The sequence below is a fragment of the Streptomyces griseosporeus genome (genome assembly GCF_014656055.1).
Classification (GTDB): domain Bacteria; phylum Actinomycetota; class Actinomycetes; order Streptomycetales; family Streptomycetaceae; genus Streptomyces; species Streptomyces griseosporeus.
In genome coordinates this window covers 328,128-353,213 of record NZ_BNBR01000007.1, presented here as the reverse complement: position 1 = coordinate 353,213, position 25,086 = coordinate 328,128, and the positions used below count along the sequence as shown (strand labels likewise).

Sequence of the window (25,086 nt, the reverse complement as noted above, 5' to 3'; positions counted from 1 at the left end):
GTCTCTCTTTTCCTAGTTTCGGCTCGTCAGGGTTGTGGGAGGTCGCATCCGCAGCCGGGGAATCCCTCCTCGCCACGGTGGGCGGGGCGGGCAGCCGCTCCCCTGGTCTGGGCACATACGTGCAGCACGCGAGTGGCCCACCGACCGGTCCCGGGACTCCGGGTGGTGGTGGGCTGCCCGCGACACCGATCGACGGTGCGCGACGCTCCTGGAACCCACGGGGGGTTCCGGCTGGCTGTCCCGCTCTGACTGCACGGGACACAGCACTTCGGAGCAGTTTACAGGGTGCTCAGGACCGCTTGCGACCGAGGTGCTTGCGGGTCCACTCGACGGCGTCGGCGTACCGCGCCTCGGCGCCGTGCCGGGTGGGGGTGTAGTACTCGCGGTCCTTGAGGGCGTCCGGCGCGTACTGCTGGGCGGCGATGCCCTCGGGCAGGTCGTGCGGGTACGTGTACCCGTGGCCGTGCCCCAGCTTGGTCGCGCCCTTGTAGTGGCTGTCGCGCAGATGCGCCGGCACGGGTCCGGCCAGGCCCTTGCGTACGTCGTCCAGGGCGGCGCCGATCGCGGTGGTTGCGGCGTTGGACTTGGGCGCGAGGGCGAGGGCGATGGTGGCGTGGCTGAGGGTGAGGGCGGCCTCGGGGAAGCCGATCATGGCGACGGCCTGCGCGGCGGCGACCGCGAGGGGCAGGGCGTTGGGGTCGGCGAGGCCGATGTCCTCGCTGGCGGAGATCATCAGGCGGCGGGCGATGAAGCGGGGGTCCTCGCCTGCCTCGATCATGCGGGCCAGGTAGTGCAGGGCGGCGTCGACGTCGGAGCCGCGGATGGACTTGATCAGGGCGCTGGCGACGTCGTAGTGCTGGTCGCCGTCGCGGTCGTACTTCACCGCCGCCCGGTCGACGGTCTCCTCCAGGGTGCCGAGCGTGATCTCGCTCTCGCCCTTGTCGAGGGCGGCCCCGGCGGCGGCCTCCAGGGCGGTGAGCGCGCGGCGGGCGTCGCCGCCGGCGATGCGCAGCAGGTGGTCCTCGGTGTCCTCGGGAAGCCCGACGGCGCCCTTCAGGCCGCGCTCGTCGGTGAGCGCCCGCCGCAGCAGGCCGCGGACGTCGTCGTCGGTGAGGGGTTCGAGGGTGAGCAGCAGGGAGCGGGAGAGCAGCGGGGAGATGACCGAGAAGTAGGGGTTCTCGGTGGTCGCCGCGATCAGGGTGACCCAGCGGTTCTCGACGGCCGGGAGGAGGGAGTCCTGCTGGGCCTTGCTGAAGCGGTGGATCTCGTCGAGGAAGAGGACGGTCTCCTGGCCGTACCCCCCGCTGGCGCGGCGGGCGCCGTCGATGACCGCGCGGACCTCCTTGACGCCCGCGGTGATCGCCGACAGCTCGACGAAGCGCTTGTTGGTGGCCTTGGAGACGACGTACGCCAGGGTGGTCTTGCCGGTGCCGGGCGGACCCCACAGGATCACCGAGGACGGCCCGGCCGGGCCCTTCGCGCCCTCGCCGACCAGTCGGCGCAGGGGCGAGCCCGGCTTGAGCAGATGCTGCTGGCCCACGACCTCGTCGAGGGTGCGCGGGCGCATCCGGACCGCCAGGGGGCTGGTCGTCGGGTCCTTCTCCTGGCGTTCTTCGGCGGCGGCGGTGAACAGATCGGGCTCCACGCTGAAACCCTAAATCACCGCACTGACAATCCCCTCGGGGATGTCAGCTCGTCCAGAAGTCCCACCAGCGGGTCAGGACCAGCATGCCGATGATGCCGATGTGCAGCACGGGCATGACCCAGGTGAACTCGCCGAAGAAGCTCTTGAGCCAGCGCGGGGCGGGCAGGAAGTCGTTGCGGATGTTGAACGACGTCACGTACCAGAACATGATGATCGTCGCGACCCAGGCCAGCGAGCACCACAGGCACAGCGCGTTGATCCGGTACAGCGACTGGAACATCAGCCAGGCGCAGAAGGAGACGCCGAAGAGGGTGCCGGCGTTGAAGGTCAGCCAGTACCAGCGCGGGAAGCGGGCACGGGCGAGCAGGCTCATGCCGACGCAGACGACGATGCCGTAGGCGACCAGGCCCAGCATCGGGTTGGGGAAGCCGAAGACGGCGGCCTGCTTGGACTCCATGACGCTGCCGCAGGAGACGACCGGGTTGAGGCTGCACCCCGGGGTGAAGCTCTTGCCCTCCACCTTGGCTTCCAGCAGCTTGAACTTGTCGATCGTGATGACCCACGCGGCGAGCAGCCCGGCGGCGCCGGTGAGGACCAGCGTGAGGGCGAAGGCCCGGCTGCCGCCCGCCGTCCTCGGGCCGGCGGCCTCGGCACGCTGCGGTTCGGGCTCGGTGGAGACGTCCTTGACTGTCGTCTTGCTCATCACGCCGATTCCGTCTGCTTGAGAGTTGGACCTTCTTCGGGCAGGGGCCATTGTGCCGCACCCGCGCGCGGGCGCACCGTTCGCTGCACATAAGGACTTACGTACGGAGGGGCATGAACGCTCGGTTCCGGACACGGTTGCCGATACGACGAGGCGCCGGTGCCTCACGGGGAGACGACCGGCGCCCTGCGCGCGTGGGCTCAGCCGAGCCGGGACTCCAGCTCCGCCACGATCTCGTTGACGCCGACGGCGGTCTGCTCGCCGGACTCCATGTCCTTGAGCTGGACGACGCCCTCGGCCAGGTCCCGCTCGCCCGCGACGATCGTGTAGCGGGCGCCGCTGCGGTTGGCGTTCTTCATGGCGCCCTTGAGGCCCTTGCCGCCGTAGGAGAAGTCCGCCGCGATGCCGACCTTGCGCAGCTCGCCCACCTTGGCGAACAGCACCCGGCGGGCCTCCTCGCCGAGCGGCACTGCGTAGACGCTGGTCGACGCCGGGATGTCCAGTTCGACACCCTCGGCCTCCAGGGCGAGGACCGTGCGGTCGACGCCGAGGGCCCAGCCGACGGACGGCAGCTCGGGGCCGCCGATCATCTCGGACAGGCCGTCGTAGCGGCCGCCGCCGCCCACCGCGGACTGCGAGCCGAGACCGTCGTGGACGAACTCGAAGGTGGTGCGGGTGTAGTAGTCCAGGCCGCGCACCAGCTTCGGGTCGTCCTCGAAGGAGACACCGGACGCCGTGAGCAGCTCGCGGACCTCCTCGTGGTACGCCTTGCAGGCGTCGCACAGGTAGTCGCGCAGCAGCGGGGCGTCGGCCAGCTGCTTCTGCACTTCCTGGCGCTTGTCGTCCAGGACGCGCAGCGGGTTGATCTCCGCGCGGCGCAGCGTGTCCTCGTCCAGGTCCAGCCCGCGCAGGAACTCCTGGAGCGCCTGCCGGTACACCGGACGGCACTCCTTGTCGCCGAGGCTGTTGAGCAGGATGCGGAACCGGCGCAGGCCGAGCGAGCGGTAGGCCTGGTCGGCCAGGATGATCAGCTCGGCGTCGAGCGCCGGGTCCTCGGCGCCGATCGCCTCCGCGCCGACCTGGGAGAAGTGGCGGTAGCGGCCCTTCTGGGGGCGCTCGTAGCGGTAGTACGAGCCGGAGTACCAGAGCTTGACCGGCAGGTTGCCCGCCTTGTGCAGGTTCGCCTCCAGCGCCGCGCGCAGCACGGAGGCGGTGCCCTCGGGCCGCAGGGCCAGCTTGGTGCCGCCCTTGGTCTCGAAGGCGTACATCTCCTTCGTGACGATGTCGGTGGACTCGCCGACACCGCGCGCGAACAGCTCGACGTTCTCGAAGCCGGGCGTCTCGATGTAGCCGTAGCCGGAGTTGCGCAGCGGGGCGGCGATCGCCTCGCGGACCGCCAGGTACTTGGCGGAGTCCGGCGGGATCAGGTCGTACGTGCCCTTGGGGGCCTTGAAGGTGCTCACGGGAGGTCTCTCGTCACATTCCTCGTCGGGGAGCGGCGCCCGCTCCCTGGCCGGCGGCCACCTGCCGCAGATAGGGGTTGGTGGCGCGCTCCTGGCCGATGGTCGTCTGGGGGCCGTGGCCGGACAGCACCACGGTGGAGTCGTCGAGCGGCAGGCACACACGGGCCAGCGACGCGAGCATGTCCTCCATGGAGCCCCCCGGCAGGTCGGTGCGTCCGATGGAGCCGGCGAACAGCAGATCCCCGGAGAAGAAGACCTGCGGGATGTCCGCGGTCTCGGGCATCCGGAAGGTCACCGACCCCTTGGTATGGCCCGGTGCGTGCGCGACGGAGAAGCGCAGGCCCGCCAGCTCCAGCTCGGCGCCGTCGGTCAGCTCACGGACGTCGTCCGGCTCCCCCACGGTCAGCTCGCCCATCAGCGGCATGCCGATGGACCGGCCGAGCGCCTTCTCGGGGTCGCTCATCATGTACCGGTCGTCGGGGTGGATCCAGGCCGGTACGTCGTGGGCGCCGCAGACGGGGACGACCGAGGCCACGTGGTCGATGTGGCCGTGGGTGAGGACGACGGCGACGGGCTTGAGCCGATGCTTCTTCAGCGCCTCTTCGACTCCGGGGGCCGCCTGGTGGCCCGGGTCGATGATCACGCACTCCTCACCGGCGGCGGGGGCGACGAGATAACAGTTCGTCCCCCAGGCCCCGGCGGGGAACCCGGCAATGAGCACGATCGTCCTTCGTTGTGTCGGTTCGGGGTGGTTCTGGTCGGCTACAGCTGCTGTCAGAGCCTACCGGCGGTGCCGTTTCCTCAGCGAACCCATATACGGTACGGGGCACACGCAGGCGATCGGCTCAACTGACGCAAGCGCCCCAGTCGACGTACGAGACGCATTGAGGAGTAAACCCGGTGGTCAGCCAGGAGCAGCGGCGGCGTCAGCTCGCCCGGGAGAAGTTCTTGCGGCAGCAGCAGCGGCGCACCGAGGCACGGCGCAAGTCGCGGACGCGCAACGCCGTGATCGCTTCGGTGCTCGGCGTGGTTGTGATCGGCGGCGTCGGCCTCTACACGACGGACGCCTTCAAGGGCGACGACGGCAAGAAGAACGCGAGCGCGGACGTCACCCCGAGCGCGTCGGCGACGAGCAAGGTGCCCGACCCGTGCGCGAAGCCGGCCGAGGGCAAGGTCAAGTCGGAGACCTGGAAGAAGGAACCGGCGATGACCATCGACAAGTCGGCGAAGTACACGATGAAGCTCGACACCACGTGCGGTGCGATCGACATCGCGCTGAAGACGTCGGCCGCCCCGCACACGGTGAACTCGTTCAACTTCCTGGCGGGCAAGGGCTACTTCGACCACACCAAGTGCCACCGGCTCACCGACACCGGCATCTACGTGCTGCAGTGCGGCGACCCGACGGGCACCGGCACCGGCGGTCCCGGCTACACGATCCCCGACGAGAACCTGAAGGACTCCAGCCTGAAGGGCAACGTCTACCCGGCGGGCACGGTCGCGATGGCCAACACCGGGCAGGCGCACACCGGCGGCAGCCAGTTCTTCCTCGTCTACCAGGACAGCCAGCTCCCGCCGAACTACACCCCGTTCGGTACGGTTTCCAAGGCGGGGATGACGGTGCTGAAGAAGATCGCGTCCGCCGGCGCGGCGCCCGCCGATCCGACCACCGGCAACACCGCGCCGAACGCGACCGTGGTGATCGACAAGGCGACGGTCACGAAGTCCTGACGCCGTGCCCGGGGCGGCCCGGCGTCGTCCGTGGCCAGCTGCGAAATTTCGGTCGCGCTGGATGCGGACAGGCAACCCGCTGGTCGCCTATGTTGGCGGTGACGAAACTGTGGACGATGCCCGGGGGAGCTGAGGCCCCTCGCAGGCATCATGTGGAGGAGGCGCTGTGAGCAGCGACCCGTGGGGCCGCGTCGACGAGACGGGGACCGTGTACGTGCGTACGGCCGACGGCGAGCAGGTCGTCGGTTCCTGGCAGGCCGGCTCTCCCGATGAGGCGCTGGCCTACTTCGAGCGCAAGTACGAGGGCCTGGTTGTGGAGATCGGCCTCCTCGAGAAGCGAGTGCAGACCACGGACCTGTCGTCGAAGGACGCCATGGTCGCGATCGGCCATCTGCGCGAGCAGGTGGACGCGCACCACGCGGTCGGCGATCTGGACGCGCTGCGGGCCCGGCTGGACAAGCTCGTCGAGACCGTCGAGAAGCGGCGCGAGGAGCGCAAGGCCCAGCGGGCGAAGCAGTCGGACGAGGCGCGCCACGCCAAGGAGGCGCTGGTCGCCGAGGCCGAGGAGCTGGCCCAGTCCGACCAGTGGCGGGCGGCCGGTGAGCGGCTGCGGGCTTTGGTGGACACCTGGAAGGGCCTGCCGCGGCTGGACCGCAAGTCCGACGACGAGCTGTGGCACCGCTTCTCGCACGCGCGGTCGGCGTTCTCCAAGCGCCGCAAGGCGCACTTCGCGCAGCTGGACGCGCAGCGCGAGGAGGCCCGCCGGACCAAGGAGCGGCTGGTCGCCGAGGCGGAGGCGCTGTCGAACTCGACGGACTGGGGTCCGACGGCGGCGCGCTACCGCGAGCTGATGGCCGAGTGGAAGGCCGCGGGCCGCGCCCAGCGCGAGCACGAGGACGACCTGTGGAACCGCTTCCGCGGTGCCCAGGACGTCTTCTTCGCCGCCCGCAGCTCGGTCTTCGCCGAGCGCGACGCCGAGCAGGCGGAGAACCTGAAGCTGAAGGAGGAGCTGGCCGAGGAGGCCGAGAAGCTCCTGCCGATCGGCGACCTGAAGGCCGCTCGGGCCGCGTTCCGCTCGATCAACGAGCGCTGGGAGGCCATCGGCCATGTGCCGCGGGACGCCCGGCCGAAGGTCGAGGGCCGGATGCACGCCGTGGAGCGGGCGATCCAGGAGGCCGAGGAGGCCGAGTGGCGCCGGACCAACCCGGAGGCGCGCGCCCGCGCCGAGGGTCTGACCGGTCAGCTCCAGGCCGCCGTGGACAAGCTCCGGGGCCAGATCGAGCAGGCACGCGCCCAGGGCAACACGGCGAAGGCCGAGAAGCTGGAGCGTGAGCTGGAGGGCCGCCAGGCGCTGCTGGACCAGGCGCTGAAGGGTCTGCAGGAGTTCGGCGGCTGACACCCGCGCAAGGAGAAGCCCCCGTACACGGTGTACGGGGGCTTTCTCATGCGTCTACCTGGGCTACGACGGCCTGCGGGCCGACGTCACGCGGTACACGTCGTAGACGCCCTCCACGCCGCGTACGGCCTTCAGGACGTGCCCGAGGTGCTTCGGGTCGCCCATCTCGAAGGTGAAGCGGGAGGTGGCGACGCGGTCGCGGGAGGTCTGCACGGCCGCGGAGAGGATGTTGACGTGCTGGTCGGACAGGACGCGCGTGACGTCGGACAGGAGCCGGGAGCGGTCCAGCGCCTCGACCTGGATGGCGACCAGGAAGACGGAGGACTGGGTGGGCGCCCACTCGACGTCGAGGATGCGCTCCGGCTCACGCGACAGCGACTCCACGTTGACGCAGTCGCTGCGGTGCACCGATACGCCGCTGCCCCGGGTGACGAAGCCGATGATCGGGTCGCCGGGGACGGGCGTACAGCAGCGGGCCAGCTTGACCCACACGTCGTCGACGCCCTTGACGACGACGCCGGGGTCCTGGCTGCTGCGGCGCTTGCGGCCACGGCCGCGGGTCGGCGGGACCGCCTCGTCGATCTCCTCGGTGGCCGCCTCCTCGCCGCCGAGCGCCTGGACGAGCTTCTGCACGATGTTCTGCGCGGAGACATGGCCCTCGCCGATCGCCGCGTACAGCGCGGAGATGTCCGCGTAGCGCATCTCGTGCGCGAGCGTGACCAGCGAGTCGCCGGTCAGGATGCGCTGGATCGGCAGGTTCTGCTTGCGCATGGCGCGGACGATGGCGTCCTTGCCCTGCTCGATCGCCTCGTCGCGGCGCTCCTTGGAGAACCACGCGCGGATCTTGTTGCGGGCCCGGGGCGACTTGACGAAGCCGAGCCAGTCGCGGGACGGGCCGGCGCCGGCCGCCTTGGAGGTGAAGACCTCCACCAGGTCGCCGTTGTCGAGGGTCGACTCCAGCGGTACGAGCCTGCCGTTGACCCGTGCTCCTATCGTGCGGTGGCCGACCTCGGTGTGGACGGCGTACGCGAAGTCCACCGGGGTGGCACCGGCGGGCAGCGCGATGACGTCGCCCTTGGGGGTGAAGACGAAGACCTCGTTGCGGGAGAGGTCGAAGCGCAGCGACTCCAGGAACTCGCTGGGGTCCTCGGTCTCCTTCTGCCAGTCCAGCAGCTGCCTGAGCCACGCCATGTCGTTGATGGCGTCCTTGTCCTTGCCGGAGGACTTGGGGGCGTCGGTGCGGACCTTGGAGGCGCCGGCGACGGCGTCCTGCTTGTACTTCCAGTGCGCGGCGATGCCGTACTCGGCGCGGCGGTGCATGTCGAAGGTGCGGATCTGCAGCTCGACCGGCTTGCCGCTGGGCCCGATGACCGTCGTGTGCAGCGACTGGTACATGTTGAACTTGGGCATCGCGATGTAGTCCTTGAACCGCCCGGGAACGGGGTTCCAGCGGGCGTGGACGGTGCCCAGCGCGGCGTAGCAGTCGCGGACGGTGTCCACCAGGACGCGGATGCCGACCAGGTCGTAGATCTCCGCGAAGTCACGGCCGCGGACGATCATCTTCTGGTAGACGCTGTAGTAGTGCTTGGGGCGGCCGGTGACGGTGGCGCGGATCCGGGCGGCGCGCAGGTCCGACTGGACCTCGTCGATCACCTTGGCCAGGTACTCGTCACGCTTCGGTGCCCGCTCGGCCACCAGGCGGACGATCTCGTCGTACATCTTGGGGTAGAGGATCGCGAAGGCGAGGTCCTCCAGCTCCCACTTGATGGTGTTCATGCCCAGGCGGTGGGCGAGCGGCGCGTAGATCTCCAGGGTCTCGCGCGCCTTCTTCTCCTGCTTCTCGCGCTTGAGGTAGCGCATGGTGCGCATGTTGTGCAGGCGGTCGGCGAGCTTGATGACCAGGACGCGCGGGTCCTTCGCCATCGCCACGACCATCTTGCGGACGGTCTCGGCCTGCGCGGCCTCACCGAACTTGACCTTGTCGAGCTTGGTGACGCCGTCGACGAGCAGGGCGACCACGTCGCCGAAGTCGCGGCGCAGGTCCTCCAGGCCGTACTCGGTGTCCTCGACCGTGTCGTGCAGCAGGCCCGCCATCAGGGTGGCCGGATCCATGCCCAGCTCGGCGAGGATGGTGGTCACCGCGAGGGGGTGGGTGATGTACGGGTCGCCGCTCTTGCGCTTCTGGCCGCGGTGCCAGCGCTCGGCGACCTGGTAGGCGCGCTCGATCTGGCGGAGCACCGACGTCTCGATCTTGGGGTCGTTGCTGCGGACTATGCGCAGCAGAGGTTCCAGGACCGGGTTGTAGGGGTTGGCGCGCTGGACGCCGAGGCGGGCGAGACGGGCGCGGACACGGTTGGAGGAGCCGCTGCGGGCGGGCTGGCCCACGTTGGGGCGGACCGCGGGGGCGGTGCGCTCGGGCGGGGCCGGCTTGGGGCGTGCCTCTTCGGCGGGCCGCTCGACGGGCGCGGACTGGGCGTGCTCGATCGGCCCGCGGGTGTCGTTCTTGGCGTGCGGCGCGCTCGGCGCGGGCTTCGCCGCCGCGGCCGAGGCGGACTCGGGCTTGGCGGCGGTCAGGTGCTGGGCCTCGTCTGGCAAGAGGACTCCTCGTGCGCGATCCGGGTCCCCCGGTCAGGCTCCGGAAACCCCATCGTAGCGATCCTGGGCTCCAGGATCGCCTTCAGGCCACTGTGAGGGCGGTCTACCCGGGTAACGCAAGGGGCGGGCACCGGATTCCTCCGGACACCCGCCCCTGTGCGTGTACGACGCCTGTCAGACGGTGAGCAGCGACTCCAGCGGGGCTCCGCGCAGGGCCGCCTCCAGCCGGGCGCGGCCGTCGAGGAAGCTCAGCTCCATCAGGACGGCGACACCGGCGACCTCGGCACCCGCGCGGTGGATGAGCTGGATCGACGCCTCGGCCGTGCCGCCGGTGGCGAGCACGTCGTCGACGATCAGGACGCGGTCGTCAGCCGACAGGTCCTCCGCGTGCACCTCGATCTCCGCCGAGCCGTACTCCAGGTCGTAGGCCTGGCTGAGGGTGGCGCCGGGGAGCTTGCCCGCCTTGCGGACCGGGATGAAGCCGAGGCCGGCGCGGACGGCGACCGGCGCGCCGAGGATGAAGCCCCGGGCCTCCAGGCCGACGACCTTGGTGGCGCCGGTACGCTCGGCGATCCCCGCGAAGGCGTCGGTCAGCGCGGTGAACGCCGCCGGGTCCGCCAGGAGCGGGGTGATGTCCTTGAACATCACGCCCGGCTCCGGGTAGTCCGCCACGTCACGGATCCGGCTGAGCAGCAGCTCCTCGAGGTTCGCCAGCTCGGTCATCGGCGCTTCCCCGAGGGTCGGCCGCGGCCCCGGCCGCGGGAGGCGGGCTGGTTGCGGGGTCCGACCACCGCGGGGGTGGCGTCCTCCGCCTCGTCCGCCGTACGGCCGCCCGCGGGCAGCTCCTCCTCGGCGGCGGCCTGGGCGCGCTTGGCCAGGACGCGCTTGCGCAGGGCCTTCATGGCCGGCTCGCGTTCCTTGAGGTCGGCGACGAGCGGGGTGGCGATGAAGATCGAGGAGTAGGCACCGGCCGCGAGGCCGACGAACAGCGACAGCGAGATGTCGTTGAGCATGCCCGCGCCGAGCACGCCGCCGCCGATGAACAGCAGGCCCGCGACCGGCAGCAGCGCGACCACCGTGGTGTTGATCGAGCGGACCAGGGTGCTGTTGATCGACCGGTTGGCGACGTCGCTGTAGGTCCACCTGGTCTGCTTGGTGATGTCCTTCGTCTGCTCCTTGAGGCTGTCGAAGACGACGACCGTGTCGTAGAGCGAGTAACCAAGGATGGTCAGCAGACCGATCACCGTGCCGGGCGTGACCTCGAAGCCGACGAGGGCGTAGATACCGGTGGTGATGGTGATGTCGTGGATCAGTGCGACGAGCGCGGCGAGCGCCATGCGCCACTCGAAGGCGATCGCCAGGTAGACCACGACCAGGATCATGAAGATCGCCAGGCCCTGCCAGGCCTTGTTGGCGATCTGCTCGCCCCAGCTGGGGCCGACCAGTTCGGCGTTGATCTTCTCGGCGTCGACCTTCAGGTCGCCGGCGAGCTTCTCCTTGATCTGGTCGGCCTTGTCCGTGTCGATGCCGGCGACCTGGATGCGCAGGGTGCCGTCACCGAGCTTCTGGACGATCGCGTCGTGACCGGAGGCGTCCTCCGCGTACGACTCGGCCTGGGAGACCGAGGCGGCGGTGTGCTTCGGGGTGGTGAAGACGGCACCGCCCTGGAACTCGATGCCCATGTTCAGGCCGCGCACCGCCAGGCCGAGGATGGCCGTGATGGTGATCAGGATCGAGATGCCGTACCAGATCTTGCGGTTGCCGACGAAGTCGTAGCCGACCTCGCCACGGTGGAGTCGGGCGCCGAGGTTGCCGAGCTTCGACATCTCACGCCTCCTTCGGGTCGACGGGGCCAGCGGGCGGAGCGGGGCGACGGCGCGTGCTGCGCAGCGGGGGCTTGGCGCCCAGTCGCTTCGGGTCCAGGCCGGACCAGGGGTGGCCGTCCGCGAAGAACTTCCTGCGCGCCATGATCGTCATCAGCGGCTTGGTGAACAGGAAGACGACCACCACGTCGAGCAGGGTGGTCAGGCCGAGCGTGAACGCGAAGCCCTGCACCTTGCCCACCGTGACGATGAACAGCACCGCGGCGGCGAGGAACGACACGAAGTCGGAGACCAGGATGGTGCGCCGGGCGCGCGGCCAGGCCCGCTCGACGGCCGGGCGCAGCGTGCGGCCCTCACGGATCTCGTCCCGGATGCGCTCGAAGTACACGATGAAGGAGTCGGCGGTGATACCGATGGCGACGATGGCACCGCAGACGGCCGGCAGGTTCAGCGCGAAGCCGATGGCCGGGCCGAGCAGCGACATGATCACGTACGTCAGCGCCGCGGAGACCAGCAGCGAGGCGACGGCGATGAACGACAGGCCGCGGTAGTAGAGCAGCAGGTAGATCACGACCAGGGCGAGGCCGATGGCGCCGGCGATGAGACCGGCGTGCAGCTGGTCACCGCCGAGGGCCGCGGTCACCGTGGTGACGCTGTCCTCCTTGAAGGTCAGCGGCAGGGCGCCGTACGACAGCATGTTGGCGAGGCTCTGGGCTTCCTTCTGGTCGAAGTTGCCGGAGATCTCCGCGCTGCCGCCGGTGAGCGCCTGGTTGACGTACGGGTCGGAGACGACCTCGCCGTCCAGGACGATCGCGAACTGGTTCTGCGGGGACTGCTGCTGGGCCAGCTTGCCGGTGATGTCGGCGAACTTCTTGGAGCCCTTGCCGGTGAACTCCATGGTGACGGTCCAGCCGGAGGCGTTCTGCGTGTTGAAGACGGCCTGCGCCTTCTTCACGTCGGTGCCGTCCACCTCGGCCGGGCCGAGGATGTACTTCTGCCACAGGCCGCTGGAGTTCTGGCCGCAGGCCACCGTGGTGTCGGTGGGCTTGGCGCCCTTGCCGGCCGTGCTGCGGGCCTTCTCGTCGGCGCAGTTCAGCGTGGCGTACTGGGCCTGGACCTTGGCGTCGGCCGTGCCGGCGGGCGCGCTGGCGCTCGCCGACGGGGAGGCGGAGGCCTTCGGGCTGGCGGAGGCGGAGCCGCTCGGGGTGGGGTCGGCCTTGAGCGCGTCGGTGACGGCGCGGCCCTGGGAGGTGGCGGTCGCCGACGGGGCGGTGGAGGACGAGGTCGCCTTGTCCTTGTCGCCGCCCTTGCCGGTCGCCGAGGCCGAGGGGGAGGGCGAGCCGGAGCCGGAGGCGCTGGGGCTCGGGCTGGCGGTGCCCGGGCCGGAGACCTCGGTGGCGATGACCGGACGGAAGTACAGCTTGGCGGTGGTGCCGACCTGCTCCCGGGCTTCCTTGGAGTTGGTGCCCTTGGGGATGTTGACGATGATGTTGCGATCGCCCTGGGTCTGGACCTCGGCCTCCGAGACACCGAGACCGTTGACACGGCGGTTCATGATGTCGACCGCGGTGTTCATGTTGGTCGGGTTGATCGCGTCGTCCTGGCCGTCCTCGGGGACCGCCCGCAGCGTGATGCTGGTTCCGCCTGCGAGGTCGATGCCGAGGCGCGGGGTGGTGTTCCCCGACCAGAACATTCCTCCGGTGAGCGCCGCGATGGCGATCAGGATCAGGGCCAGCGAGCGCCAGGGCTTGCTCTGGGCGCTCGCGCTCCGGCCCTTTTTAGGTGCTGCCACCTTCTCGTACTCCCTCTCGGGCCGTCCCGCGCCGGGTGGGCGCGGCGGCGGCCATGACATGGTTCGGGACCCCCTGCGAGAAGCACACGTCGCGTGGAGTGCGGGCCGGGCCCGCGCTCCGCGGCACGTGACTACTTCGCGTCGGAGCCGCCGTCGGTCTTCTTCGGCTCTTCGTCCGCGTCGGCCTTGACGGCCTCGGCGTCCTCGGACGGCTCCTCGGCCTCGTCCTTCTTGCCGAGGTCGACGGACGGGGCGTCGGAGGCGGCGGCAGCGTCGGCGGGCTCGTCGGTCTCGGTGAGGGAGGAGGCGTCGTCCGGGACGACGTCGGCGTCGGACTTCAGGTCGTGCTCGATGCCGTGGACGATGCGGTTGTACTCGTCGTCGGTGAGGACGGCGCCGATCGCGTTCTTGGCGAAGAGGAGCTCCACGCCGGGGCCGGCGTCGAGGAGGACCGTGTCCTCGTTGACCTCCTTGACCGTCGCGTACATGCCCCCGATGGTGCGGACGCCGGAGCCGGGCTGCAGCTGGTTCCGCATGCTCGCGGCCTGCTGCTGCTTGCGCTTGGCCGAGCGGGTCATCAGGAACATGGCCCCGATGAGCACGATGAACGGGAGAAGGGTCACGAGGCTATTCACGGGACGAATTTTCCTTCGCACGACCGCGACGGTGAGCGGCCTGGTGGATGGGGGTGGTCGGCGCCGCCCGCACGGGCGGCATCGGCGGAGTCTAAGCGAGTCCGCGCGCAAGGAACAACGCTCAGCATGGCACCTGGGTTCCTGACCCGGCCAATGCCCGCGCCGTCACAAAGACGTCACGCCCCGAACAGGTCCTGTTGTCCGTTTCCCGCAGCTTGCGAGCCCGGCGGGGTGAGGCCGAGGTGCGCCCACGCGGCCGGGGTGGCGACGCGTCCGCGGGGCGTGCGGGCGAGCAGGCCCTCGCGGACGAGGAAGGGTTCGGCGACCTCCTCGACGGTCTCGCGCTCCTCCCCCACCGCGACGGCGAGCGTGGACAGGCCGACGGGGCCGCCGCCGAACAGCTTCAGCAGGGCCTCCAGCACGGCCCGGTCCAGGCGGTCCAGGCCACGGGCGTCCACCTCGTACACCGCGAGGGCCGCGGCGGCGATCTCTCGGGTGATCAGGCCGTCCGCCTTGACCTGCGCGTAGTCGCGGACGCGGCGCAGCAGGCGGTTGGCGATGCGGGGCGTGCCGCGGGAGCGGCCGGCGATCTCGGCGGCGCCGTCCGGCTCGATCTCGACGTCGAGCAGGCCCGCGGAGCGGTGGATGACGCGCTGCAGTTCGGCCGGTTCGTAGAACTCCATGTGCGCCGTGAAGCCGAAGCGGTCGCGCAGCGGGGGCGGCAGCAGGCCGGCCCGGGTGGTGGCGCCGACCAGGGTGAACGGGGGGAGTTCCAGGGGGATGGCGGTGGCGCCGGGCCCCTTGCCGACGATGACGTCGACGCGGAAGTCCTCCATCGCCATGTACAGCATCTCCTCGGCGGGCCGCGACATGCGGTGGATCTCGTCGAGGAAGAGGACCTCGCCCTCCTGGAGGGAGGACAGGATCGCGGCGAGGTCGCCGGCGTGCTGGATGGCGGGGCCCGAGGTGATGCGGATGGGGGCGCCCATCTCGGCCGCGATGATCATCGAGAGGGTGGTCTTGCCGAGGCCCGGCGCGCCCGAGAGCAGCACGTGATCGGCGGTGGCGCCGCGGGCGCGTGCGGCGCGCAGCACGAGGTCGAGCTGCTCGCGGACCTTCTCCTGGCCGATGAACTCGCCCAGGTCCTTGGGGCGCAGGGCCGCCTCGACGGCCTGGTCCTCCCGATCGGCGGACGCCCCGACGAGCCGCTCCGGGCTACCGGCGGTGTCGGTCGTGTCGTCCCAGTTCATGTGATGTGCCTTCGGCTGTCGGGATCGGCGGGCTGGTGGTCCCGGGGCGGTCAGCGGGCGCGGTTGAGGGTCTGCAGGGCGGCCTTCAGGAGCTGGCCGACCTGGGGGGTGCCATCCGCCGCCTCGGCCTGCGGGGCCACGGCGGCGACCGCCTCGTCGGCCTCGCGGGTGGCGTACCCGAGGCCGATCAGGGCGGCGTGCAGCTGGTCGCGCCAGCCCTGGCTGACGGGGGCGCCGACGGCGGGGCTGCCGACCGGCGCGCCGAGCCGGTCCTTCAGCTCCAGCAGCAGCTTCTGGGCGCCCTTCTTGCCGATGCCGGGGACGGCGGTGAGCGCCTTCTCGTCACCGGTGGCGACGGCGCGGCGCAGGGCGTCCGGGGTGTGCACGGCGAGCATGGCCTGGGCGAGGCGCGGGCCGACCCCGCTCGCCGTCTGGAGCAGCTCGAAGACCTGGCGTTCGTCGTCGTCCGCGAAGCCGTACAGGGTGAGGGAGTCCTCGCGGACCACCAGGGAGGTGTGCAGCTTCGCGGGCCGGCCCAGGCGGAGCGTGGACAGCGTGTTCGGCGTGCACTGCACGGCCATGCCGACGCCGCCGACCTCCACCACCGCGGCGTCGGGGGCGAGCGCGGCGACCGTGCCGCTGACGAAGGCGATCATGCCGTACGGCCTTTCGTTGCGTGGGCGGTGTGGCGGGCGACGGCCTGCTGGAGCCGGTTCTGCGCGGGGGCGCGCCAGATGTGGCAGATGGCGAGGGCGAGCGCGTCGGCGGCGTCGGCCGGCTTGGGCGGGGCGGCGAGCCGGAGCAGCCGGGTCACCATGGCTCCGACCTGCGCCTTGTCGGCACGGCCGCTGCCGGTGACGGCGGCCTTGACCTCGCTGGGGGTGTGCAGCGCGACCGGGATCCCGCGCCGGGCCGCGCACAGCATGGCGACGGCGCTGGCCTGGGCGGTGCCCATGACCGTGCGCACGTTGTGCTGGCTGAAGACGCGCTCCACGGCGACGAATTCCGGACGGTGCTCGTCCAGCCATTCCTCGATGCCCTGCTCGACGGCGAGGAGCCGGTGGCTGAGCTCGGCGTCCGCGGGGGTGCGTACGACGCCGACGCCGATCATGGTGAGCGGGCGGCCCGCGACTCCCTCGACCACGCCGACCCCGCACCGGGTCAGTCCGGGGTCCACCCCCAGTACGCGCACCGCGCCCCTCCCTAGGATCCCTCGCCGATCACTGCGACCACTGCCGACCACTGCCGATCGTCTGTTCGTGCAGGCTATCGGGTGGCACTGACATCGGGTGGCACCGACAAAGCGACGGGCCGACGGGGTGTGTCCCGTCGGCCCGTCGGCAAGCCGTGCGCGCTACGCGTCGACCTTCTCCATGATCTCGTCGCTGACGTCGAAGTTGGCGAAGACGTTCTGCACGTCGTCGCTGTCCTCGAGCGCGTCGATCAGCTTGAAGATCTTCTTGGCGCCCTCCTCGTCCAGCTCGACCTGCATGGTCGGGACGAAGTTGGCGTCGGCGGACTCGTAGTCGATGCCCGCCTCCTGCAGCGCGGTGCGGACCGCGACGAGGTCGGTCGGCTCGCTGATGACCTCGAAGGTCTCACCGAGGTCGTTGACCTCCTCGGCACCGGCGTCCAGGACGGCGCCGAGCACGTCGTCCTCGGTCAGCTCGCCCTTGGGGACGATCACCACGCCCTTGCGGTTGAACAGGTACGACACCGAGCCCGGGTCGGCCATGGAGCCGCCGTTGCGGGTCATGGCGACGCGGACCTCGGAGGCGGCGCGGTTGCGGTTGTCGGTGAGGCACTCGATGAGCACCGCGACGCCGTTCGGCCCGTAGCCCTCGTACATGATCGTCTCGTAGTCGGCGCCACCGGCCTCCAGGCCGGCGCCGCGCTTGACCGCGGACTCGATGTTCTTGTTCGGGACCGACGACTTCTTGGCCTTCTGGATGGCGTCGTACAGCGTCGGGTTGCCCTCGGGGTCGGAGCCGCCCATGCGCGCCGCGACCTCGATGTTCTTGATCAGCTTCGCGAAGAGCTTGCCGCGCTTGGCGTCGATGACGGCCTTCTTGTGCTTCGTCGTGGCCCATTTAGAGTGGCCGGACATCTGCCTGTCTCCTTCGCGTAACCCATCTCTGTACGAACGCCAGGAATCCTACAAGGACTCCGCCTTACTCCGGCGTCCGGTGCGCCCGGACCATGTCGACGAACAGGGAGTGCACCCGGTGGTCGCCGGTCAGTTCGGGGTGGAACGACGTGGCCAGCGCGTTGCCCTGGCGGACCGCGACGATGTGCCCCTCGTGCTCGGCGAGCACCTCGGCACCGGCGCCGACGGACTCCACCCAGGGAGCGCGGATGAAGACGCCCTCCACGGGTTCGCCCGGGACGCCCTTGACGTCGACGGCGGCCTCGAAGGACTCGTTCTGCCGGCCGAAGGCGTTGCGGCGCACGATCATGTCGATGCCGCCGATGGTCTCCTGGCCCGAGCGCGGGTCGAGGATCTTGTCGGCGAGCATGATCATGCCGGCGCAGGTGCCGTAGACGGGCATGCCCGCACGCACGCGCGTGCGCAGCGGCTCCATCAGCCCGAAGAGGACGGCCAGCTTGGAGATGGTGGTGGACTCACCGCCGGGGAGGACGAGGCCGTCGACCTCCGCCAGCTCTTCGGGGCGCCGCACCGGCCTGGCCACGGCGTCGGCCGCGGCCAGGGCGATGAGGTGCTCCCGTACGTCGCCCTGGAGGGCCAGGACGCCAATGACGGGGGTGTTGCTCATGGGATCCGGTGCCTTACCAGCCGCGGTTGGCGTAGCGCTCGGTCTCGGGCAGGGTGTCGCAGTTGATGCCGACCATGGCCTCGCCGAGGTTGCGGGACGCGTCCGCGATGATCTTCGGGTCGTCGTAGAAGGTGGTGGCCTTCACGATGGCGGCGGCGCGCTTGGCCGGGTCGCCGGACTTGAAGATGCCGGAGCCGACGAAGACGCCCTCGGCGCCGAGCTGGCGCATCAGGGCGGCGTCGGCCGGGGTGGCCACGCCACCGGCGGAGAACAGCACCACGGGGAGCTTGCCCAGCTCGGCGACCTCCTTGACCAGCTCGTACGGGGCGCGCAGCTCCTTGGCGGCGGCGTACAGCTCGTGGTTGTCGAAGCCGCGCAGCTTGGCGATCTCGTTCTTGATCTGGCGCAGGTGGCGGACGGCCTCGACGACGTTGCCGGTGCCGGCCTCGCCCTTGGAGCGGATCATCGCGGCGCCCTCGGCGATACGGCGCAGGGCCTCGCCCAGGTTGGTGGCGCCGCAGACGAAGGGGGTTGTGAAGGCCCACTTGTCGGAGTGGTTGACCTCGTCGGCCGGGGTGAGGACCTCGGACTCGTCGATGTAGTCGACGCCGAGGGACTGCAGCACCTGGGCCTCGACGAAGTGGCCGATGCGGGACTTGGCCATGACCGGGATCGACACCGCGTCGATGATGCCCTCGATCATGTCCGGGTCGGACATACGGGCCACGCCGCCGTCCTTGCGGATGTCGGCCGGGACCCGCTCCAGGGCCATGACGGCGACGGCGCCCGCGTCCTCCGCGATCTTCGCCTGCTCCGGCGTGACGACGTCCATGATCACGCCGCCCTTGAGCTGCTCCGCCATGCCGCGCTTCACGCGCGCGGTGCCGGTCTCGGGAGCCTGGTTGTCGGTGCTGGACACGGGTTGACCTCACTGAAGGGAAGAGGGTTCTCTGCACTCCCGAGGAAACGCGAGTGGACCAGGCCACAGCAAGGGCCAATGGCAAGCCGGTGGATCCTTTTCGCGCCCGCGCCGGTCGGAAGGCATGCGGAGGCCGTCGTCAGGACGCGCGGTCGGCCAGCGCCGCCGGTGGCTCGTCGTCCATCTCGAAGGCCATCGGGAAGGGCGCGTGCCCGGCCAGCCGGAACCAGCGGACCTTACGGTGTTCCCGCAGCCGGCGGGCCGCGCCGACGGCGTCGTTGTGGAAGCGGCGGGCCATCGGCACGCGGCGCACCGCCTCGGTCAGCTCCCGGGCCGCCTCCTCGCCGCCGGGCGCCGCGCGCACCGCCTCCACCTGCTCCCGCTCGGCGAACACCGCGCGCAGGGCCTGGCTCAGCTCGCTCTCGGCGACCTCGCGCTGCTCCTCCTCGGCCTGCCGGGCGGCGTGCGCGGCCTCGTACAGGACGATCGACGCGGCCGGGTCGAGGACGCCGGAGGTGGCCAGTTCCTGGGCGACGGAGGCGCGGCGCAGCAGCTGGGCGTCGAGCGCGGCCCGGGCGGCGTCGATCCGGGCGTGCAGCCGGTCGAGCCGGCCCGCGGTCCAGCTCAGGTACAGGCCGATCGCGACGAGGGCGACGAGGATCCAGATCAGGGTTGCGGTCACGGGCGGCTAGATTACGCGCCGGCCGGCCGGGGCCCGGACCCCCACCGGGTCGGGGTACGACGCGCTCGTGCGGCCACCTCCCGCACCGCACCACGCGCCCCGCACCGCACCACGCGCCCTCGCCCTTGCCTTCGCCCTCAGAGCGCGCGCCGCCGCCTCAGTCCCGCGCCAGCCCCAGCCGTGCCCGCAGGCCGCTCCCCCAGCCGTAGCCGTCGCTGTCCGGCGTGTCCTCCGCGGCGACCGCCGCCGAGCCCGCCGTGACCGTCTCGTAGACGGAGAGGATGTCCGCGCCGACGGTCGACCAATCGAAGCGGCGTACGTGCGTGCTGCCGCGTTCGCACAGCTCGGCGCGGCGGGCCGGGTCCTGAAGGAGCCGTACGGCCGCCTCGGCGAGCGCGTCGGCGTCCTCGTTGGCGAACAGTTCGCCCGCCGCTCCCCCGTCCAGCACCTGGGCGAAGGCGTCGAGGTCCGAGGCGAGCACCGGTGCGCCCGCGGACATGGCCTCGACGAGGATGATGCCGAAGCTCTCGCCGCCGGTGTTGGGCGCGATGTACAGGTCGAGGCTGCGCAGGAAGCGGGCCTTGTCCTCGTCGCTGATCATGCCGAGGAACTCCACGCGGGAGCGCAGCTCGGCGGGGAGGCTCGCCACGGCCTCCTTCTCGTCGCCGCGGCCCGCGACCAGCAGCCGGGTCTGCGGCCGGGCGGCGAGGATCTTCGGCAGGGCCTTCATGAGCACCGGCAGTCCCTTGCGGGGCTCGTCGATGCGGCCGATGAAGCCGATGGTGTCGCCCTGCCACTCGGGTCTGGGCTCTGCCTTGGCGAAGAAGTCGACGTCGACGCCGTTGGGGATGACGACCGCGTCGCCGCCGAGGTGCTCGACCAGGGTGCGGCGGGCGTACTCGCTGACCGCGATCCGGGCGCTGATCTTCTCCAGGGCGGCCTGGAGGATCGAGTACGCGGCGATCATCGCCTTGGAGCGCGGGTTGGAGGTGTGGAAGGTGGCGACCATCGGCCCGCGCGCCGCCCAGCAGGTCAGCAGGCCCAGCGACGGCGAGGTCGGCTCGTGGATGTGGACGACGTCGAAGGCGCCGTCGTGCAGCCAGCGGCGGACCCGGGCGGCGCTGAGGAAGCCGAAGTTCAGCCGGGCCACGGAGCCGTTGTACGGCACCGGCACCGCGCGGCCGGCCGAGACGACGTACGGCGGCAGGGGCGTGTCGTCGTCGGCGGGCGCGAGCACGGACACCTCGTGGCCGAGCCGGATGAAGTACTCGGCGAGGTCGCGGATGTGGAACTGGACGCCGCCGGGGACGTCCCAGGAGTACGGGCAGACGATGCCGATCCTCACGAGGCCGACCCCTCCGGTCCCGCCGCACGGGCGGGTCCCGCGCCGGGCGCCTTGGCCGGATCGAGGTCCGCGGTCCACAGCCGCTGCAGCATGTGCCAGTCCTCCGGATGCTCGGCGATCCCCGTGGCGAAGGCGTCGGCCAGCGCCTGTGTCATGACAGACGTCTTCTCCGCGCGCGTACCTGACTCGGGCACCTCGACGGGCGGGTGGACGCGGCCCTGCATGACCGGGGAGTCGTCGTACCAGAGCGTGACGGGCAGCAGCAGGGCGCCGGTCTGCTGGGCGAGCAGCGCCGGGCCCGCGGGCATCCGGGCCCTCTCGCCGAAGAACTCCACCTCCACGCCGGAGGCGGACAGGTCGCGGTCGGCGACCAGGCAGACCAGACCGCCGTCGCGCAGCCGCCGGGCCAGGGTGCCGAAGGCGGAGCCGCCGCTGTGCGGCAGGACCTCCATGCCGAGGCCCTCGCGGTAGGCGACGAAACGGTCGTAGAGCGTCTCGGGCTTCAGGCGCTCGGCGACCGTGGTGAACGGGATGCCGAGCTTGGTGGTGACCCAGGCGCCGGCGAGGTCCCAGTTGGCCAGGTGCGGAAGGGCGAGTATGACGCCGTTGCCCGCGGCCATGCCGTCGACTAGGTGGTGCACGTCCTTGGGGTCGAAGCCGCCCTTGATCCGCTCGGCGCTCCAGGCCGGCAGCCGGAAGGACTCCATCCAGTAGCGCAGGTACGAGCGCATGCCCGCGCGGGACAGCTCGGCAAGCCGCTCGGGGCTCGCGTCCGGCACCACGCGCGCGTAGTTGCGCTCCAGTCGCCGCACGCCCGTGCCGCGCTGCTTCCAGGCGAGGTCGGCGATGGTGCGGCCGAGGCGCACGGCGACCGGTTCGGGGAGCTTCTTCACGGTGCCCCAGCCGAGGCCGTACAGCGTGTCGGTCAGCCGCTCCTGGGCGCTCACTTCGCGGTCTCCCTCCCCTGGGATCCCTGCTCCTGGGAGTCCTGCTGCCCGGATCCCTGCTCCTGGGCGGCCGCGGCGGCCTCCGCCTCGGCGGACTCGCGGCGGACCGTGACCACCCGCTGGATCAGGGTGACCAGGCTGCCGACCGCGACGATCCACAGGGCGACGGGCAGCAGGTACTGGATGCCGGGGACGCCGAACTTGTGCAGGCCGGCGAAACCGGCCGCGACGAGGGAGATCACCAGGCGTTCGGCGCGCTCCACGAGGCCGTTGACGGCGACCGGCAGCCCGATCGACTCGCCGCGGGCCTTGGTGTACGACACCACCTGGCCGCTGGCCAGGCAGAAGATGGACACCGCGCACAGGACGTTGTCGTCGCCGCCCCCGGCGTACCACAGGGCGAAGCCGCCGAAGATCGCTCCGTCGGCGACGCGGTCCAGCGTGGAGTCCAGGAAGGCGCCCCAGCGGCTGGAGCGGCCCAGCTGGCGGGCCATGTTGCCGTCGACCAGGTCGGAGAAGACGAACAGCGTGATCACGACCGTGCCCCAGAAGAACTCGCCCCGGGGGTAGAAGACCAGCGCGCCCGCGATCACGCCGGCCGTGCCGATGAGCGTGACCGTGTCGGGGCTCACTCCGCGGCGGATGAGAAACGCGGCGAACGGTGTGAGAACACGCGTGAAGAAAGCACGCGCGTACTTGTTCAGCATGGCCTTCCCGAGGGTCGGTGTGGCCGCGCGGCCCCTGCTGGCCACCGGCTGGCCCATCGTAGCCACGCGCGCGTGCCGACGGCGGACGGGCACCCGCCGCGGCCGGCCGGATCCGGCGCACGGCCCGCGCCCCGCACCGGCTGCTCCTTCCCGTGCCCGCCGCCTTCCCGTCCGTCGTATGGACGCACCGTGACGGGAGTGGAAAGCTCGAAGAACGCGGGCGTCGCCGAGGCCGCCCAGCACGCGGTCCCGCGTGTCCGCGCCCACCAGTGACCTCACCGTGCACGGGAGGCAGGATCATGGGCGACAAGGCACACACCCACCCCGGAGCCGCCGGCAGGGCAACGGCGGCCGACCACCCCCAGTCCATTCGGAATGTGGTGCTGGTCGGCCACTCCGGATCGGGCAAGACGACGTTGGTGGAGGCTCTCGCGCTGACCGCGGGAGCGGTGAACCGGGCGGGCCGCGTGGAGGACGGCGGCACCGTCTCCGACTACGACGACATCGAGCACCGTCAGCAGCGCTCGGTACAGCTCTCCCTGGTGCCCGTCGAATGGGACGGCATCAAGATCAACCTGCTGGACACCCCCGGATACGCCGACTTCGTCGGAGAACTGCGGGCCGGTCTGCGAGCGGCGGACGCGGCCCTTTTCGTCGTCTCGGCCTCCGACGGGGTGGACGGCTCGACCCGCATGGTGTGGGACGAGTGCGCGGCCGTCGGCATGCCCCGCGCGATCGTGGTGACGCACCTGGAGGCCGCCCGCGCGGACTTCGAGGAGATGACCCGGATCTGCGCCGAGGCCTTCGGCGGTGACGACCCCGACGCCGTCCTGCCGCTGTACCTGCCGCTGCACGGCCCGCAGGGGCCCGACGGGCACGCGCCCGTGACCGGTCTGATCGGCCTGCTCACGCAGAAGCTGTTCGACTACTCCACCGGCGAGCGCAAGGAGTCCGAGCCCGGCGAGGACCAGCTGCCGGACATCGAGGACGCCCGCAACCGGCTCATCGAGGGGATCATCGCCGAGAGCGAGGACGAGACCCTCATGGACCGCTACCTCGGCGGTGAGCAGGTCGAGCTGAAGACCCTCATCGAGGACCTGGAGCGGGCCGTGGCCCGGGGCACCTTCTTCCCGGTGCTGGCCGCCGCGCCGGCCGCCGAGGGCGCCCGGCAGGGCATCGGCACGGTCGAGCTGCTGGAGCTGATCACCCGCGGTTTCCCGACCCCGTTCGAGCACCCCACGCCCGCGGTCACGACCATCGACGGCAAGCCGCGCGAGCTGAAGGCGTGCGACACCGAGGGCCCGCTGGTGGCCGAGGTCGTCAAGACCGCCTCCGACCCGTACGTCGGCCGGATCTCCCTGGTCCGCGTGTTCTCCGGGACGCTGCGCCCCGACCAGACCGTGCACGTCTCCGGGCACGGCCTGACCGACCGCGGGCACGAGGACCACGACGTCGACGAGAAGGTCGGCGCCCTGTCGACGCCCTTCGGCAAGACGCAGCGGCCGGTGACCCACGCCGTCGCCGGCGACCTGGTGTGCGTGGCGAAGCTCGCCCGCGCGGAGACCGGGGACACCCTGTCGGCGAAGAACGACCCGCTGCTGATGGAGCCGTGGGAGATGCCCGACCCGCTGCTGCCGCTCGCCATCCAGGCGCACAGCAAGGCCGACGAGGACAAGCTCTCCCAGGGCCTGGCCCGGCTGGTCGCCGAGGACCCCACCATGCGCCTGGAGCAGAACCAGGACACCCACCAGGTGGTGCTGTGGTGCCTGGGCGAGGCGCACGCGGACGTCGCGCTGGAACGGCTGCGCACGCGCTACGGCGTCCAGGTCGACGTCGTCCCGCACAAGGTCTCCCTGCGGGAGACGTTCGCGACGAAGTCGGCGGGCCGCGGACGGCACGTGAAGCAGTCCGGCGGGCACGGCCAGTACGCGATCTGCGAGATCGAGGTGGAGCCGCTGCCGAACGGCTCGGGCATCGAGTTCGTCGACAAGGTCGTCGGCGGGGCGGTGCCGCGGCAGTTCATCCCGTCGGTGGAGAAGGGCGTGCGGGCGCAGGCCGCCAAGGGCGTCGCCGCGGGCCATCCGCTGATCGACGTGCGGGTCACGCTGCTGGACGGCAAGGCGCACTCGGTGGACTCCTCCGACGCGGCCTTCCAGACGGCCGGGGCGCTGGCGCTGCGGGAGGCCGCGGCCGACGCGAGGATCCATCTGCTGGAGCCCGTCGCCGAGGTGAGCGTGCTCGTCGGCGACGACTACGTGGGCGCCGTGATGAGCGACCTGTCCGGGCGGCGCGGCCGGGTGCTGGGCACCGAGCAGACGGCCGGCGGGCGCACGCTCGTACGCGCCGAGGTGCCGGAGATCGAGATCGGCCGGTACTCCGTCGACCTGCGGTCCCTGTCGCACGGCACCGCGCGGTTCAGCCGCCGGTACGCGCGGCACGAGCCGATGCCGCCGCAGATCGCCGAGCGGCTGCGCGAAGAGGCGCGCCAGGCCTCGTAGTCGGCGCCCGGCGCACTCAAGTGGCGTCCGCCGGGGCCGGTTTCCGCCGTTGTCCCACCGTGTCGGCGGGCGACTTGGGTCGTCCGCCGACGGGCTGTCAGTACCTGCGGATACGCTGATGACCTGATCAACAGGTGTGCGCAGGACGGAAGTCGGGAAGGCCGCAGGAGCGACAGTGCGG

The 25,086-nt window shown here is 71.2% G+C and carries 22 protein-coding genes; 3 read left to right on the top strand and 19 right to left on the bottom strand.

The genetic code is table 11. From position 1 onward, the window contains the following. Positions 1–289: 289 nt before the first annotated feature. From IE308_RS30820 to IE308_RS30805, 4 genes are all read right to left on the bottom strand, one after another. Complete coding sequence (locus IE308_RS30820) at positions 290–1,645, bottom strand: replication-associated recombination protein A (RefSeq protein WP_190220412.1); 1,356 nt, start codon at positions 1,643–1,645, stop codon at positions 290–292. A 43-nt stretch (positions 1,646–1,688) separates the two neighbouring features. Beyond that, positions 1,689–2,348, bottom strand: coding sequence for a vitamin K epoxide reductase family protein (locus tag IE308_RS30815; protein ID WP_110626915.1), 660 nt, complete (start codon positions 2,346–2,348; stop codon positions 1,689–1,691). Positions 2,349–2,548: 200 nt separating this feature from the next. Further along, positions 2,549–3,811 (bottom strand): histidine--tRNA ligase, encoded by a 1,263-nt coding sequence (hisS, locus tag IE308_RS30810; protein ID WP_110626916.1) that lies wholly within the window; start codon positions 3,809–3,811, stop codon positions 2,549–2,551. A 13-nt stretch (positions 3,812–3,824) separates the two neighbouring features. Continuing rightward, positions 3,825–4,532, bottom strand: a complete 708-nt coding sequence (locus IE308_RS30805) for an MBL fold metallo-hydrolase (protein ID WP_110626917.1) — start codon at positions 4,530–4,532, stop codon at positions 3,825–3,827. A 179-nt stretch (positions 4,533–4,711) separates the two neighbouring features. Here IE308_RS30805 and IE308_RS30800 point away from each other — a divergent pair, with 179 nt between their 5' ends. Both IE308_RS30800 and IE308_RS30795 read left to right on the top strand, forming a co-directional pair. Further along, a complete protein-coding gene (locus IE308_RS30800) occupies positions 4,712–5,542 on the top strand; it encodes a peptidylprolyl isomerase (RefSeq protein WP_110626918.1) in 831 nt (276 codons plus the stop codon). Positions 5,543–5,708: 166 nt separating this feature from the next. Then, positions 5,709–6,938 carry a DUF349 domain-containing protein gene (locus IE308_RS30795; RefSeq protein ID WP_190220411.1) on the top strand — a complete coding sequence of 410 codons (1,230 nt, stop codon included), beginning with the start codon at positions 5,709–5,711 and terminating at the stop codon, positions 6,936–6,938. A gap of 63 nt (positions 6,939–7,001) precedes the next feature. Here the strand turns inward: IE308_RS30795 and relA are convergent, their stop codons facing one another. From relA to pgsA, 15 genes are all read right to left on the bottom strand, one after another. Then, a complete protein-coding gene (gene relA / locus IE308_RS30790) occupies positions 7,002–9,533 on the bottom strand; it encodes a GTP pyrophosphokinase (protein WP_110626920.1) in 2,532 nt (843 codons plus the stop codon). 174 nt (positions 9,534–9,707) lie between these two features. Beyond that, a complete protein-coding gene (locus tag IE308_RS30785) occupies positions 9,708–10,256 on the bottom strand; it encodes an adenine phosphoribosyltransferase (RefSeq protein WP_190220410.1) in 549 nt (182 codons plus the stop codon). Further along, complete coding sequence (secF, locus tag IE308_RS30780) at positions 10,253–11,359, bottom strand: protein translocase subunit SecF (protein WP_110626922.1); 1,107 nt, start codon at positions 11,357–11,359, stop codon at positions 10,253–10,255. The genes IE308_RS30785 and secF overlap by 4 nt, the downstream gene beginning before the upstream one ends. Before the next feature lies 1 nt (position 11,360). After that, a complete protein-coding gene (gene secD, locus IE308_RS30775; protein ID WP_190220409.1) occupies positions 11,361–13,148 on the bottom strand; it encodes a protein translocase subunit SecD in 1,788 nt (595 codons plus the stop codon). A 131-nt stretch (positions 13,149–13,279) separates the two neighbouring features. Continuing rightward, positions 13,280–13,783, bottom strand: coding sequence for a preprotein translocase subunit YajC (yajC, locus tag IE308_RS30770; RefSeq protein WP_268256498.1), 504 nt, complete (start codon positions 13,781–13,783; stop codon positions 13,280–13,282). 176 nt (positions 13,784–13,959) lie between these two features. Continuing rightward, positions 13,960–15,033: a Holliday junction branch migration DNA helicase RuvB gene (gene ruvB / locus IE308_RS30765; RefSeq protein WP_110626924.1), complete on the bottom strand. Its 1,074-nt coding sequence runs from the start codon at positions 15,031–15,033 to the stop codon at positions 13,960–13,962. A 50-nt stretch (positions 15,034–15,083) separates the two neighbouring features. Beyond that, positions 15,084–15,689, bottom strand: a complete 606-nt coding sequence (gene ruvA / locus IE308_RS30760; protein WP_190220408.1) for a Holliday junction branch migration protein RuvA — start codon at positions 15,687–15,689, stop codon at positions 15,084–15,086. Beyond that, a complete protein-coding gene (ruvC, locus tag IE308_RS30755; protein ID WP_110626926.1) occupies positions 15,686–16,225 on the bottom strand; it encodes a crossover junction endodeoxyribonuclease RuvC in 540 nt (179 codons plus the stop codon). Before ruvC ends, ruvA begins: the two co-directional genes overlap by 4 nt. Positions 16,226–16,387: 162 nt before the next feature. Beyond that, on the bottom strand, positions 16,388–17,140 hold the full coding sequence (locus tag IE308_RS30750) for a YebC/PmpR family DNA-binding transcriptional regulator (protein ID WP_190220407.1): 753 nt from the start codon (positions 17,138–17,140) through the stop codon (positions 16,388–16,390). Positions 17,141–17,204: 64 nt separating this feature from the next. Next, entirely contained in the window at positions 17,205–17,807 is a 603-nt protein-coding gene (gene pdxT, locus IE308_RS30745) for a pyridoxal 5'-phosphate synthase glutaminase subunit PdxT (RefSeq protein ID WP_110626928.1), read from the bottom strand. A 13-nt stretch (positions 17,808–17,820) separates the two neighbouring features. After that, entirely contained in the window at positions 17,821–18,669 is an 849-nt protein-coding gene (gene pdxS, locus IE308_RS30740; protein WP_229816044.1) for a pyridoxal 5'-phosphate synthase lyase subunit PdxS, read from the bottom strand. 196 nt (positions 18,670–18,865) lie between these two features. Next, positions 18,866–19,408, bottom strand: coding sequence for a LemA family protein (locus tag IE308_RS30735; RefSeq protein WP_110626930.1), 543 nt, complete (start codon positions 19,406–19,408; stop codon positions 18,866–18,868). Between the two features lie 157 nt (positions 19,409–19,565). Beyond that, a complete protein-coding gene (locus IE308_RS30730; protein ID WP_190220406.1) occupies positions 19,566–20,753 on the bottom strand; it encodes a glycosyltransferase family 4 protein in 1,188 nt (395 codons plus the stop codon). Continuing rightward, the gene (locus tag IE308_RS30725; RefSeq protein ID WP_190220405.1) at positions 20,750–21,700 is read right to left on the bottom strand and encodes a phosphatidylinositol mannoside acyltransferase; all 951 of its coding nucleotides are present in this window, start codon (positions 21,698–21,700) and stop codon (positions 20,750–20,752) included. The genes IE308_RS30730 and IE308_RS30725 overlap by 4 nt, the downstream gene beginning before the upstream one ends. Further along, positions 21,697–22,464: a phosphatidylinositol phosphate synthase gene (gene pgsA / locus IE308_RS30720; RefSeq protein WP_190220503.1), complete on the bottom strand. Its 768-nt coding sequence runs from the start codon at positions 22,462–22,464 to the stop codon at positions 21,697–21,699. Before pgsA ends, IE308_RS30725 begins: the two co-directional genes overlap by 4 nt. Before the next feature lie 242 nt (positions 22,465–22,706). On the opposite strand from pgsA, the gene IE308_RS30715 reads away from it, so the two are divergent. Further along, positions 22,707–24,905, top strand: coding sequence for an elongation factor G-like protein EF-G2 (locus tag IE308_RS30715; RefSeq protein ID WP_190220404.1), 2,199 nt, complete (start codon positions 22,707–22,709; stop codon positions 24,903–24,905). Positions 24,906–25,086: the final 181 nt, after the last annotated feature.